This is a genomic window from Streptomyces sp. MMCC 100 (assembly GCF_041538145.2).
Taxonomy (GTDB): Bacteria; Actinomycetota; Actinomycetes; order Streptomycetales; family Streptomycetaceae; genus Streptomyces.
This window is the reverse complement of sequence record NZ_JBGORK020000001.1, coordinates 5,088,342-5,102,191: the sequence shown is the minus strand read 5'-3', so window position 1 is coordinate 5,102,191 and position 13,850 is coordinate 5,088,342. Positions and strand designations below refer to the sequence as shown.

Below are 13,850 nucleotides of genomic sequence, written 5' to 3'. Positions count from 1 at the left end.
CACGGACTCGACATCACCAGGAACACCATGGATCCCCGACAGGAACTCGTCTCCTACCTCCGGCGGCAGCTCGTCGGCCCGGCCGAAGGCGCACACGAGACACTCGACGCCCCGCCCGACCGGCAGTACCTCATGGGAACCCTCTATCCGCAGGAAGCCGATCTCCAGCGTCAGTTGGAGGCGGCCGCCGAGGAGCTGGAGGGTGCCGGTACGGAGACCCGGGCCGAGGACACCGCGCCTGCCTCCGACCCTGTCCCGGAATCCAACTCCTGGCTGCCCTCCTCCCTCGGGTTCAGCTTCTACACCGACGCGGACACCGTGGAGGTCGACTGCTCCGCCGCGCGCTACGAGACCAGGGCCGGGACGAGTGAGCGGGGCCGGAGCTGGCAGCGGATCCCGCTGCCGGCCGAGACACACCGGCTCGGCCCGGAGCTTGGTCAGGTCACGGTCCTGGACGGCCGGGCCGAAATCCGCGTTCGGCACCGGACGTTCGGCACCGGCAGGCTCATCACCGTCGCCCTGGTGAACTCCGCCCGCCACCAACCCGAACTCGGCAAGTCGGCCCACTGGGACCGAATGCTGTTCCAGGTGGAGCTGCGGGCCCGGCCCGTGGACGGCAGGGTGCTCCAGTACCCCAGCGTTCGTCTGGCCAGCCGCGACCCGGAGGAGCAGGAACTCCGCCTCCAGTACCGTCACGTCCGCACCCACGCCGTCGGCCACGGATGCGCGGTGGCGGAGCGGCGCGACAACGCCGGGGAGCAGGTGACCGAGCTGAGCGCGGCCGTCATGCCGGAGGCCGAAGTCACCGGCGTACGGGCCGCAGGGCTCAGCGGCTCCCCGGTGCTCGATCTCCTCCACCTCGCCGATCCCGCCGTACCGGTGGAGCAGCTGCGCGAGGAGCTGGCCGAGTTCGCCGCGCACTACCGGGCCTGGTACGTGGGCCAGCTGAACGAGGACGTTCCCGAATGGGGACGCGCGGCCGCCGCCCGGGTCCTCGACCGTATCGGCGCGGCCGTCACCCGCATCGAGTCGGGTGTCCGTACCCTCTGCGACCCGCGCCGCCCCGAATTGCTGCACGCCTTCCGCGCCGCCAACCGCGCCATGGCCCTGCAGATGCGCCACTCCGCAGCCGATCTCGCGGGTACCCGGCGCTCGCCTCGCGAGGCCGTGCCGCCGGACCCGGAGCCGTATCAGGGAGCCACTTGGCGCCCCTTCCAGCTGGCGTTCTTCCTGCTCGCCGTGGACGGCACGGCCGATCCGCACCATCCGGACCGGGCCGTGACCGACCTGATCTGGTTCCCCACCGGCGGTGGCAAGACCGAGGCGTATCTGCTTCTGGCCGCCTTCACCATGGTGCTGCGGCGACGGGAACCGGACGGCGGGGGCACGGCCGTACTCAGCCGCTACACGCTCAGCCTGCTCACCACCCAGCAGTTCCAGCGCGCCGCCACCACCGTCTGCGCACTCGAGACGCTGCGCCGAGCCGAACCGGCGGTGTACGGAACCGAACCGTTCTCCATCGGGCTGTGGGTGGGCGAGACCACCACCCCGAACACGTACGACAAGGCCCGCACCGCCTACGAGAACGCGCGCCAGGCCGCCCGGCCCGACGACATCTTCATCCTCGACCGCTGCCCCTGGTGCGGCACGCGCATCCTGCCCGCCCACAAGTCACCCGACGCGGGTGACTACGGGGTACGCGCCACCGCCGACTCCTTCGCCTTCTTCTGCCCGAGGCGTGAGTGCGTCTTCCACGACGAACTGCCCGTCGCCGTCGTGGACGAGCATCTCTACGACAGGCCGCCGACGTTCGTCCTGGGGACCGTGGACAAGTTCGCCCGGCTCGCCTGGGAACCGCGGGCGGGCAGGCTGTTCGGAGCGGGTAGCGGAACCGGCGCGGGAAACCTGCCTCCCTCGCTCGTCATCCAGGACGAGCTGCACCTGCTCACCGGCCCGCTTGGCACCACCGTCGGACTGTACGAGTCGGCCGTCCTCGGGCTGTGCGTCGGGCCTGACGGCACCGGCCCCAAGGTCGTCGCGTCCACCGCGACCATCCGCCGCTCCGGGGAGCAGGTCCGCGCACTGTACGGCGGGAGCGTCCAGCTCTTCCCGCCGGCCGGTCTCGACGCCCGCCACTCCTACTTCGCCGAACCCGACACCTCCAGGCCCGGCCGCCGCTACCTCGGTGTCATGGCCCAGGGGCACACGGCCGGCCGTGCCGCCGTGGCCACCGCCGCCGCGCTTCTCCAAGGGGCGTGGGAACTTCCCCTGGAGCACCGCGACGCCTACTGGACGCTGGTCGCCTATCACCACAGTCTGCGGGAGCTCGGCCGCACGGTCACGGCCGCGGCCGACGACATTCCCGCCCAGCTCGCCGGACACGACACGGGCAAGGGCGTTCGGGCTCTGCCGGACCACCAGGTTCAGGAACTGACCAGCAACCTCCCGCGGGCCGAACAGCCCGTGCTGCTGGACCGGTTGGAGAAGAACTGGGACGACCCGCAGTCAGTGTCCTTCCTGCCCTGCACGAACATGCTGTCCGTCGGCGTGGACGTCAAGAGGCTCGCGCTGATGTTGATGCAGGGGCAGCCCAAGACGACCGCCGAGTACATCCAGGCCACCAGCCGGGTGGGCCGGCACACCGTGCCCGGCCTCGTCGTGACGTTCTTCAACGCGACCCGGCCCCGGGACCGTTCGCACTACGAGACCTTCGATGTGTACCACCGGTCCTTGTACCGGCACGTGGAGCCCACCAGTGTCACCCCCTGGTCGGTGCCCTCCCGCCGACGGGCCCTGCACGCCGCACTGGTCGTCCTCGTCCGGCACCGGCTCGGACTCGCCACCGAGAACCAGGCCGGCCAGATCCTGGACCGCATCCCCGAGGTGGAAGCGCTCGCCGAGGAGTTGGTCGCGCGTGCCGTGGCCGCCGAACCCGGCGTCGGCGACGAGGTGCGGGCGGAGCTCGCGGGCCTGATCGCCGACTGGGAGGACGCAGCCAGGCAGGCCCACAAGGACGGCCGCGAGCTGTACTACCGCAGCCAGGGCAAGGGCCAGTCCAACCTGATCAAGAGCTTCGAACAGAACTACGGCCTCTGGGAGACACCGAACTCCATGCGCAACGTGGACCGGGAGTGCCAGGTGACGGTGAAGGGAGCGGACCTGTGAGCCGCACACTGCGGGTACGGCAGTCGCAGACGGTGGTGCCGTTCGGTGTCGGAGCCGTCTTCGACATCCAGGGTGAGTCCTTCGTCGCCACCGGCATCGGAGACTGGCCTCCCAGGGGCAGGCAGCGGGTCGAGTCCGCCCGTCTCGCCTCCCGCCTGGGTGTCACCGGGTTCTACGCCGCCCCGGCCACCGCGAACGACCGCTTCGACGTCCCGGACGCGCCCGGAGCGCCGTACATCCGCTTCCCGTCCTGGCTGTTCTGCGGGTCCTGCCGGCGGATGAAGCGCTGGCGGATCGCCGACGAGAAGCCCGGTCAGCCACCGCGCTGCCCCTCCTGCTCGCCGGCCCGGACGCTGGCGCCCATGCGGTTCGTACAGATCTGCCAGGCCGGCCACCTCAGCGACGTCGACTGGTGGTTCTGGGCCCACTCGCGACGCGACGCGGGTGAACGGCGACGCTGTGAGGAGCGGGACAGGCTGAGGTTCCTGGTCTCGGAGCGGGCCTCCGGCCTCGAGGCGCTCTCCGTGACCTGCACCGCCAAGGGCTGCGGCGCCTCCCGGGACCTGCTCGACATCCTCGGTACACATGGCATGCGCTGCTCGGGACGCAACCCGTGGCAGCGGACGAACGAGCGGGTGGAATGCCCCCGGCCGGTACAGATCGTGCAGCGCACGGCCGGCAACCTGTATTACCCGATCGTGCACTCGGCCCTCGACATCCCCGAGACCGACGTGCCGGCGGCTCACGGTGACGAGGCCGTCGTGGCAAAGGTTCGGGAGCACGACCTGTGGGTGCCCCTGTGTCGGGTAGCGGCGACGCCGCGGGCCGCCGCGTTCCGCACGATGATCCAGGAGGACAGCGGTGCCGACGACGTCCTCCTGGACGCGCTGATCGCGGAGGAGACGGGGGAGTCCCAGCCCTCCCCGGTCGCGTCGTCGTCCGACCCGCAGACCGGACCGGCCCGTCCCGATCTCAGCCGTGAGGAGTGGGCCGCCTTCACCGCTCCCACCCCGCCCGCCACCCGGGACTTCGCGTTGCGGGAGACCACCCTCGGCCTGGCAGGGGAGAGCGACGACCCGTGGGCCACGCTCGGCCGCCGCTTCGGCAGGGTCGTCCTCGCCGACCGGCTCCGCGAGGTGCGCGCCCTGTCCGGCTTCACGAGGGTCTCCCCGGATGCGACGGTCGTACCGGCCGACACCGCCCGCCGGCTCAAGTGGCTGCCGGCGGTGGAGGTGTTCGGCGAGGGGATCTTTCTCACCCTGGACCGGGCCGAACTCGCGAGCTGGGAGGCGCACGGGGAGGTGCGGAGACGCGTGAGCGGTATGCGGGCCGACCTGGACCGTTCGTTCCAACGGGATCGTCTGGAAGCCCTCACCGGCCCAGACCTCGCGCCCCGATTCGTCCTCCTCCACACGCTCGCGCACCTGCTGATCCGCCAGCTGTCCTTCGAATCCGGCTACACAACCGCGAGCCTGCGCGAGCGCGTCTACGCCCGCCCTGAGCAGGACCAATACGGCATCCTCGTCTACACCGCGGCCGGGGACGCCGAGGGCACCCTCGGCGGACTCGTGCGCCAGGGCGAGCCGCCACGGCTCGCCGAGACACTGCTGCGCATGACGGAGGCCGCCGCATGGTGTTCGGCCGATCCGCTGTGCTCCGAACACACGGGCCAGGGCTTCGGCAACCTCAACCGCGCGGCCTGCCACGCCTGCGCGCTGCTGCCGGAGACCAGCTGTGAGACCGGAAACACCCTCCTGGACCGGGCCCTCGTCGTCGGCGGCGAGCACGTGCCCGGTTATCTGGAGCCAATCGTCACCGCCGCCCGGGCCGCCGCGGCAGACGCGATGGAGAAGCCATGACCCTCACCTACCTCGACCTCACTCCCGATCAGCGGGCCGGTCTCGACGGTCTTCCCTTCGACGGCAACCACCTGGTCAGCGGCCCACCAGGCAGCGGCAAGAGCCTCCTGGCCGCTCAGCGTGCCGTCATGCTCAGCCTCACCGGTACCCCCGTCGCACTGCTCACCCGCTCCAATCTGCTCCGGCAGTCGCTGGCCGCGACGGTCCACGCCCTGGCCCCCACCGACCGGAGCGTGCGGGTCACGACGGCACACGCCTGGCTCGCCCAGTGGTACGGCGGCAAGGCTCCAAGTACCGCGGACGGTTGGTATGACTGGAGCGCGCTGTTCGAACGGGCGGCCGACACCGGCCCTGTGCCGGGCCTCACCCTCGTCGTCGACGAGGGCCAAGACCTGCCACCCGAGTTCTACCGGCTCTGCCGGATGCTCGGCGCCCGCCTCACGGTCTTCGCGGACGAATGCCAGCGTCTCACCGACACGCACTCCACCCTCGACGAGATCGCCGGAAGACTCGGCCGTTGCGCACGCCACGCCCTCGACGGGAATCATCGCAACACGGAACAGATCGCGTCCTTCGCCGCTCATTTCCGAACGGGGGCCGGTACGCCGGTCCTGCCCGACCGGCAGGGCCCGCCACCGCGGCTGCACCGGTTCCCCGAGCGGGGTGCGGCCGATCTGCTTGCGCTGCTCGCCGAGCGGCACCCCCGAGAGACCATCGGTGTGATCGTCAACTCCAAGCACACCCAGTTCTCCCTGCTGGGCAGCCTGTCGCGCCGGGCGCCACGGCTGAAGCCCCAGCTGTACACGTCGGACGCCAAGGGAGGCCAGTACCGCAATCTCGACCTCGGCCGCCCCGGCATCGTCATCGTCCACCGGGCCAGCGCAAAGGGGCTGGGCTTCGACACCGTCGTCGTCCCAGACACCCACACGGACGCGGCCGTTGACCCCACTTCGGCGGCCCTGCGCATGACGTACTACGTACTCGCGACCCGCGCACGGCGTGAACTCCATCTCGGCTACGAAGGGGACTCGGAACCCCCACTGCTCGCCCAGGTGGGCAGAGGCGACCTGATGCGGGGCTGACGGTCCTCCTGGCCAGGGGGATGGTGATCGCCCGGTTTCACTAATGCGTACGATGTGCAAGTGCGCGACAGTGACTACTACAGCATTCGCCCAGCAACCCCTGCCGACGTGGACGCCGCCCGAGCCGTCATGCTCGACACCGTCTACCGGGACTTCGGTACGGGGTACGTCCCCCGCTGGCACGGCGACGTCATCGACCCGGCCGGGGCCTACCTGGCCCCCGCTCGGCACACCCTCCTCGTCGCCGTGGACGCGGACGGGGAGGTCGTGGGCACCGGTGCCCTCGACTCCCGCGGTCCCGCGCACCCCCCGAACCCCGCGCACGTCGCCGAGCGGTACCCCTCCGGCGTGACCGCACAGTTGCGGCGGGTGTACGTCCGGCCCGAGCACCGGCGGCGGGGGCTCGCGCGTCGACTTGTCGACGAGTTGCTCGCGTTCGCCGTCGCCGACGGGGGATACCGGGCCGTCTACCTGCACACCGACCCCGCAGTCACCGGGGCCGAGTCGTTCTGGCGGTCGTTGGCCAAGGTCGTGCATGACGAGCGGGAGGATGCGGGGGGTGGGCAGGGGATCGTGCACTTCGATGTGCCCGTGGTGGGAGTGGCCGGGGCCAGGTAGGCGTGAAAATCGTTTCCATGTAGGCTCCCGATGCGCTGCCGCGCCCGCGCCCGGCACCGCCTTCCGCACTCCACCTGCCCGCTCCCGACCTGATCGATCCGAGGACCATGCGCTCCCACCGCCGCCCCCGGCTGCTCGCCCCGCTCCTGCTCGTTCCGCTGATGGCCGGCTGCTTCGCCTCCGGAGGCGAAGCAACCGGATCCGGCTCCCGCGGCGGCAAGGACGGTGACGGCGCCCGTCTCCGCGTCGCCCTCGCCTTCCCGCCCGCCGAGAACCTGTCCCCGTACGGTGCCGACGCCACCCTCCTCAGCCGGCTCGGGGTTACCGAAGGGCTCACCTCCCTCGACGCCAACGGCTCCGCCGCCCCCGCACTCGCCGAGTCGTGGCGGCGGGACGGGGACAAGGCCTGGGAATTCAGCCTTCGCGACGCCACCTTCCAGGACGGCAGCGACGTGACCCCGGCCGCCGTAGCCGACTCCCTCACCCGTGCCACCGGCGCCAAGCCCTCCCCCGCCGCCCTCGCCGGCGTCACCCTAAGCGCCAAGGCGAGCGGTGACCGGGTCGTACGCGTCACCACTGCCGAGCCCGACCCCGTACTGCCGCTCCGGCTCTCCAGCCCCAGCCTCGCGATTCTCTCCAAGGACGCCTATGGAAAGGGCGGCCAGGGCGCCAATGGAAAGGGCAGCCATGTCGACCCCATCGGCCACGCCACCGGCCCCTTCGAGCTGACCAAGGTCAACGGCGCGACCTCCGCCTCCCTCGACCGGTTCGACGACTACTGGGGTGGTCGCGCGCAGGCCTCCGGCATCGACGCGCGCTTCATCGCCGACGGCACCGCCCGTGCCAACGCCCTGCGGACCGGCGAGCTCGACATCGCCGAGGCGGTTCCCGTCGCCCAGGCCGCCTCGCTCGACGAGAAGACCCGGCGCGACACCGCCACCACCCGGACCACCAGCCTGCTCCTCAACGCCTCGTCGGGAACCTTCAAGGACGCCGGGCTGCGAGCCGCCGCCCGACAGGCACTCGACACCTCCGTGTTCGCCAAGGACGTCTACGAGGGGTACGGCGATCCCGGTGCCGGTGTCTTCGGTCCCGCCGTCACCTGGGCGGAAGGGAAGCGGACCGCACCCGTCGGGCGGGCGGCGGTCAAGAAGCCCGGGGACGGTGACACCATCACCCTCGCCACCTACGACAACCGGCCCGAGCTGCCCGAGGTCGCCCAGGTGGTCAAGCAGCAGTTGGAGAAGGCCGGGTTCGCGGTCAAGCTCACCGTGCGGGAGTACTCGCGGCTCGAAGGCGACGCCCTGGGCGGGAAGTTCGACGCCTTCGTGCTCGCCCGGAACACGCTCCTCGACACCGGTGACCCCGTCGCCGTCCTCGCCAGTGACTACACCTGCGACGGCGGCTTCAACATCGCCCAGCTCTGCGACAAGGGCGTCGACCGTGCCGTCGCCGACGCCGAGAAGATCGCCGACACCGCGAAGCGGCAGGACGCCGCCATGGCCGCCGAGGCCCGCGTCCTCGGCAGCGACGCCGTCGTGCCGCTCGTGCACCAGCGCATCATCACCGGCGTCGCCGACTCCGTACAGGGCGTGATCCTCGACCCGTACGAGCGCACCCTCGTCGGCACCGGCACCCGGCGCTGAACCGTGTGGCAGCGAGTGGCCGGCGCGGGGTGGCGGATCCTGCTCGCGGGCGGGCTGGTGTGCGGGATCGGGCTGCTGCCCCGGCTCACGCACACCGACCCCGCCCACACCGTCCTCAAGGCGCGGTCCGCCGAGCGGGAGCCCACGCCCGAGGTGCTCGCCGACATCCGGCGGCAGCTCGGGATCGACGGGGGGCCGTGGCACACACTCACCAGCTGGCTGAGCGGGCTCGTGCGCGGAGACGCCGGGCAGTCGTGGATCTCCGGGGGCGATGTGCTGCCCGGCGTGCTGCGAGCGCTCGGTGCCTCGCTTCTGCTCATGGGTGTCGCGTTGTTCGTCGCCGTTCTCACTGCCGGGCTGATATGCGCACGCACCCTGCGGCTGGGGGCCCGGCGGCGGCTCGGTGGGCGGCGCGGTGGCGGGAGCGTGTCCGCCGTGCTTGCCTCACTGCCCGAGTTCCTGGTCGCCTCCGTGCTCGCCACCGTCGTCGGGGTGCAGCTGGGGTGGCTGCCCGCGCTGGGGTGGTACGGGCCCCAGTGGGCCCTGCTGCCCGCGCTCGCCCTCGGGCTGCCCGCCGGGGCCGTGCTCGGACGGCTGCTCGATGATCTGCTGCCCGGCGCCTTCGGCGAGCCCTGGGCGCTGGCCGCCGCGGCGCGTGGGCTGACCGGGAGGTCCGTCGCCCGTCAGGCCGTGCGGCGGTGCGTGCCCGCGCTGCTGCCCAACCTCGGGCTGTTCGTCGTCGGGCTGACCGGCGGGGCCGTCGCCGTCGAGCAGGTCTTCGACATCCCGGGGCTCGGTCGCACCACCCTCCAGGCCGCCCTCGCGCAGGATCTTCCCGTCCTCCAGGCCGGCACCCTCGCCCTCGTCCTCCTCGCCGCGTTCGCGACCGGCGCCACCCGCGTCGCCGCCCGATTGCTGACCGGGCCGGCGCTGCGTGACGGCGCGCTCTCCTCGCTGCACCGGTCCGCCCCGCCCGCCGGAGGGCTGCTGCCACTCCTCTACGGCGCCCTTCTCCTCGCCGTCGTCGGGTTCGGGCTGGCCCGTGATCCGCTCGCCCTCGACACGGGGGAGCGGCTGCGGGCGCCCTCCCTCGGCCATCCCTTCGGCACCGACGCCCTCGGGCGCGACCTGCTCGCCCGCGTCGGCCACGGGGCGCTGGACACCCTCTTCCTCGCCGCCGCCATCAGCGTTGCCGCGCTGCTCGTGGGCGTACTGCTCGGGCTCGTGCCCCGGGTCTCCGCACCGCTCGTCGACACGGTCAACGCCGTACCGCCCGTGCTCGTCGCCCTCCTCGTCACCGCCGTCGCCGGGAGCGGAGCGGCCACGCCGGCGCTCGCCGTGGGGGCCGTCGCCTGGGCGCCGCTCGCCGCGCACACCTCCTCGCTGCTGCGCCAGGAGCGCGCCACACTGCACATCACCGCGACCAAGGGGCTGGGTGCGGGGCGGGTCCATCTGCTGCGGCGCGAGTTGCTGCCCGCCGTGCTGCCGCCGGTCCTCCGGCACGCCTTGCTGCGGCTGCCCGGCGTCGCCCTGGCGCTCGCCTCCCTCGGGTTCCTCGGACTCGGCGCCCAGCCGCCGTCCCCCGAGTGGGGCCTGCTGCTCGCAGAGAACCAGCCCTACGCCGAGCGCGCCCCCTGGGCCGTACTCGCCCCCGCCGCTGTACTCGCGCTGCTCGGCGCGCTGGCCGTCAGCGCCGCGGGCGGGCTGCGCCGGCCCAGGCGGTCATCTCCTCCTACCGTCGAGGCGGCCGAGCGGCCGTCCGTCGCGGAGGCGGAGAAGGAACCGGTCCCGGCCGAAGCCCGATGACTTCCAGCTCCGCCGGCCGGTCCGTGCAGGCCCCCGGCCGTCGCACCGCCCCGCTCTCCGGGCTCTCCCCGTTGCTCCGGCTGCTCATCCTCACCCAACTCGCCTTCAACGTCGGCTTCTTCGCCGTGCTGCCCTTCCTGTCCGAGCACCTGGGGCAGTCCGTCGGCATGGTGGGATGGCTGGTCGGGTTCGTGCTCGGGCTGCGGACCTTCAGCCAGCAGGGGCTGTTCGTGGTCGGCGGGGCGCTCGCCGACCGGTACGGCATCCGGCCCGTCGTGCTCGCCGGGTGCGTGCTGCGGATCGCCGGGTTCGGGTGGCTCGGGTTCGCCGAGCGGACCTGGGCCGTCGTCGGCGCCGTGCTGCTGATCGGGTTCGCCGCCGCGCTCTTCTCGCCGGCCGTCGAGTCCGAGGTCGCCCGGCAGGCGGTTGCGTGGGAGGAGGCGGGCGGTGGTGACCGGACCCGGGTGCTCGCGCTGTTCACCGTCGCCGGGCAGGCCGGCGCCTTCGTCGGGCCGTTGCTGGGTGCGCTGCTGCTCGCCGTCGACTTCCGTACGGCCTGCCTCGCCGGGGCCGGTGTCTTCGTGCTGGTCCTCGCCGGGCACGCTTGGCTGCTGCCGCAGCGCATCCCCGGGCGGGTCCAGGCCCGCGTCAAGGGCGGAGCACGGCTCGTACTGCGCAACCGGCGCTTCCTCGCGCTGTGTTGCGCCTACGGTGCCTATCTGCTCGCCTACAACCAGCTCTACCTCGCCCTGCCCGCCGAGGTCGAGCGGGCCGCCGGTTCGCAGGCCCCGCTGGCCTGGCTGTTCGCCCTGTCCTCGCTGCTCGTGGTGACCGCGCAGCTGCCGGTGACCCGGTGGGCGGGGGAGCGGCTGGCGCCGCGCCGGTCGATGGTGGCGGGGCTGGCGCTGATCGCCGTCGGGTTCGCCGTCGTCGCTCTGGCGCGGCCCGCGGGGTGGACGGGGACGGGCGGGCTGGTGCCGGCCGCCGGGTTCGTCGTCCTGCTGACGCTCGGGCAGATGCTTGTCGCGCCCGTCGCCCGCGCGTGGGTGCCCGACCTCGCCGAGGACGGGCGGCTCGGGCTGTACACGGGTGCCCTGTCCTCCGTGTCCGGGCTGATCGTGCTCGCGGGCAGCTCCGTCACCGGTCTGCTGCTGGACGCCGGGCTGCCGGTCGCCGTGCCGTGGCTGGTGCTGGCCGCCGTACCGCTGGTGGCGGTGGGGGTGCTGCCTCGGCGGCGGTACTGAGTTCCTCGGGATCGACTACCGGTACCTGGCCGTCAACCACGACTCCCGCTGCGGTTGCGTCGCCAACTCGCCCCCGGACAACTGGAAGTCGCTCGTCTCCGTGTCTCCGCGTCCCCGCAGACCCGCGCCCGGCTTCTGGCTACGGTGCCCCCGACCCTGCGGGCCACTCTCATGGGCACACGGCCGAGGGGGTGTCGTTCGCCTTCAGCCCGGACGGCATGACCTTCGCCGTCACCGCCTTGGGCTTCCGGGTCAGCAGCAGCGAGGAGTTCGAGGCACAACTCTGGGACATGGGGAAGAGGCGGCCACACGGGGCAGGTGAATTCGCCGGCGTTCAGTCCGGACGAGTGGCACCGTTATGTGCCGGACGGAGTGGCGTACCACCGGATTTGTCCATGACCGCGAGCCAATGGAGTGGCGGCTACCTGACCCCGGACACGGCCGTGGTCACCCTGGGCGGGGAGACCGAGGACGCGGAGGAGCGGTTCCGCCACCACCTGGTCGACGTGCGTAGGGGCACGATCAGCGGCGAGATGACTGTCGAGGTGGACCACCCGTAAGACCTGAAGCCCCTGGGCGACGGCTCCTGGCTCACCGACGGCCCATCCGCTGGTCCGACGGCTCGTTGCCGTCCATGTCCCCGGACCCGGCGGGTTGAGGGAGCCAGCAAACGGTCTCTGTCTGACCTGGCCTGTTCTTCTCTTCCTTGATCGCACGGCGTGCTGATGTGCTGACGCGTTGTCAGTGCCGCCTGTCAGTATGGGCGGTTGTGCGGGGGAGCGGTGAAGAGGGGGAGGATTGTATGCCTTGGGTACGGTCGTACGTGCGCTCTGACGGGACACCGGTTCGCGGACATTGGCGGTGGGCTCCGGGCGCCAAACGGGAAACGATGATCCTCGGTGTGGTGGCCTTGGCCGTAGTAGGGCTGGGCAACGGCAACGTATCGGCAGGAGGCGAGAAGACTCCGCGGTCGCGGACCACGGTCCAGTACCCGATCCGGTTCGACAACGTCCCCGCTGCGCGGGCGCCACAGCCCCGTCCCACGGTGTCGTACCCGATCCGGTGGGAGCGGTGACCCGGCGGCGGCCGCTGGCGAGGCGGCGTACGAGGCGGGCCGGCCGGAGGCAGCAGCAGCGGGACGCGCGGCTGGTCGTGTTCGCCGTGGTGGCGGCGGCCGGTATCGGGCTGGTGGTGATGGTGGTCAACTGGCTGCTGGCGCACTGGTGGGTGCTTGTCGTGATCCTGGTGCTCGCCGTGCTGGGAGGCGCCGGCCGGCTCTACAACCGGCAGCAGCGGGCCCGGTGGGAGGCGGTGCGGGCGCAGGGCCTGCGCTACGGGCTGCCGCACCTGGACGCGCTGCACCATACCCGGTTCGAGGACGCGGTACGGGAGCTGATGCGGCGGGACGGCTGCCGGGATGCCCGGCGGGTCGGTGGACGCGGTGACCTGGGCGCTGACGTGAAGGCCACGGACCCGTTCGGGCGGCGCTGGGTGGTCCAGTGCAAGCACCGCCGCGACGGTGCCCAGGGCTCCGCGGTGGGCACGCCGGATCTGCAGGTGCTCAACGGGACGGCCCGGCAGGTGCACGGTGCGGACGTTGCGGTGATCGTCACGAATGGCCGGGTGACCGGACCTGCGGTGACGTTCGCCAAGCAACAGCGGCTGCACGTCGTCGACCGTCGGACGCTGGCCGTGTGGGCGTCGGGTTCGCGTCCGCTGTGGGAGCTGTTGCGGGCGGTGCCGCCTCCGCGTCGCCCGTCGTCCTTGAGCTGAAAGACGCGGCTTGTTCGGCTCGCGGTGGGGCTCCTAGCCGCGCAGCGCGGCGACCGCCTCGTCGAAGAGGCGCTCGGGGTCCTCCGCGCCGCCGGAGCGGTACCACGCGTCGACGGCCGCGTCGAAGCAGGCCAGGGCGGCGGCGACGAAGGCCAGGGCCCGGGGGTCCGGGGCCGTGGTCGGGGGCAGGCCGAGGCGGCGCTGGATGTCGGGGGCGAGCAGTCCCTGCCAGCGCAGGTGCTTCTCCAGGTGCCGGGCGCGTACGGAGGGCGCCTCGTGGTGGATGCGGGCGAGGGTGAGCTGCTCCTCCGGGGTCTTGTCCGCCGGACGGATGGTCAGGAAGGCGGCCCGGATGGCCGTCCAGGCCGACTCGTCGTCCGGGCGGGCCTCCAGCGCGGCCCGTACCGACTCGCCCAGCGCCTCGGTGTCGCCCAGGACGAGGTCTTCCTTGCTTCCGAAGTAGTGGAAGAAGGAGCGGCGCGAGATGCCCACGGTGCTGGTGATCTGGTCGATGGTCGTCGCCTCGAAGCCGTTCTCCGCGAAGAGCCGCATGGCGGTGGCGGCGATCTCCGCGCGCGCGGCGCGGCGCGCGCGCTCTCGAAGCGTGGGGGTGTCGGCCATGCACTCAGCCTATAGCTATGCATCGCGTGCATGACT

11 protein-coding genes are annotated in these 13,850 nt (G+C 72.2%); 9 read left to right on the top strand and 2 right to left on the bottom strand.

Translation table 11 applies throughout. The annotated features are described in order from the left end of the window. Positions 1-27 precede the first annotated feature (27 nt). From ABS735_RS23915 to ABS735_RS23885, 7 genes are all read left to right on the top strand, one after another. A complete protein-coding gene (locus tag ABS735_RS23915; protein ID WP_373900522.1) occupies positions 28-3,165 on the top strand; it encodes a helicase-related protein in 3,138 nt (1,045 codons plus the stop codon). Then, positions 3,162-5,024, top strand: a complete 1,863-nt coding sequence (gene drmB / locus ABS735_RS23910; RefSeq protein WP_373900523.1) for a DrmB family protein — start codon at positions 3,162-3,164, stop codon at positions 5,022-5,024. Before ABS735_RS23915 ends, drmB begins: the two co-directional genes overlap by 4 nt. Further along, entirely contained in the window at positions 5,021-6,106 is a 1,086-nt protein-coding gene (locus tag ABS735_RS23905; RefSeq protein WP_373900524.1) for a DEAD/DEAH box helicase, read from the top strand. The genes drmB and ABS735_RS23905 overlap by 4 nt, the downstream gene beginning before the upstream one ends. 60 nt (positions 6,107-6,166) lie before the next feature. Then, the gene (locus tag ABS735_RS23900; RefSeq protein ID WP_373900525.1) at positions 6,167-6,724 is read left to right on the top strand and encodes a GNAT family N-acetyltransferase; all 558 of its coding nucleotides are present in this window, start codon (positions 6,167-6,169) and stop codon (positions 6,722-6,724) included. A 107-nt stretch (positions 6,725-6,831) separates the two neighbouring features. Beyond that, a complete protein-coding gene (locus ABS735_RS23895; protein WP_373900526.1) occupies positions 6,832-8,370 on the top strand; it encodes an ABC transporter substrate-binding protein in 1,539 nt (512 codons plus the stop codon). 15 nt (positions 8,371-8,385) lie between these two features. Further along, on the top strand, positions 8,386-10,176 hold the full coding sequence (locus ABS735_RS23890; RefSeq protein WP_373900527.1) for an ABC transporter permease subunit: 1,791 nt from the start codon (positions 8,386-8,388) through the stop codon (positions 10,174-10,176). Next, positions 10,173-11,420: an MDR family MFS transporter gene (locus ABS735_RS23885; protein WP_373900528.1), complete on the top strand. Its 1,248-nt coding sequence runs from the start codon at positions 10,173-10,175 to the stop codon at positions 11,418-11,420. The genes ABS735_RS23890 and ABS735_RS23885 overlap by 4 nt, the downstream gene beginning before the upstream one ends. A 169-nt stretch (positions 11,421-11,589) precedes the next feature. On the opposite strand, the gene ABS735_RS23880 is transcribed toward ABS735_RS23885, so the two are convergent. Further along, positions 11,590-11,712, bottom strand: coding sequence for a hypothetical protein (locus ABS735_RS23880; protein ID WP_373900530.1), 123 nt, complete (start codon positions 11,710-11,712; stop codon positions 11,590-11,592). Positions 11,713-11,815: 103 nt separating this feature from the next. On the opposite strand from ABS735_RS23880, the gene ABS735_RS23875 reads away from it, so the two are divergent. Continuing rightward, positions 11,816-11,980 (top strand): hypothetical protein, encoded by a 165-nt coding sequence (locus ABS735_RS23875; protein ID WP_373900531.1) that lies wholly within the window; start codon positions 11,816-11,818, stop codon positions 11,978-11,980. Positions 11,981-12,491: 511 nt separating this feature from the next. Next, positions 12,492-13,193: a restriction endonuclease gene (locus tag ABS735_RS23870; RefSeq protein WP_373900532.1), complete on the top strand. Its 702-nt coding sequence runs from the start codon at positions 12,492-12,494 to the stop codon at positions 13,191-13,193. A 33-nt stretch (positions 13,194-13,226) separates the two neighbouring features. Here the strand turns inward: ABS735_RS23870 and ABS735_RS23865 are convergent, their stop codons facing one another. After that, positions 13,227-13,814: a TetR/AcrR family transcriptional regulator gene (locus ABS735_RS23865; protein WP_373900533.1), complete on the bottom strand. Its 588-nt coding sequence runs from the start codon at positions 13,812-13,814 to the stop codon at positions 13,227-13,229. Positions 13,815-13,850 lie beyond the last annotated feature (36 nt).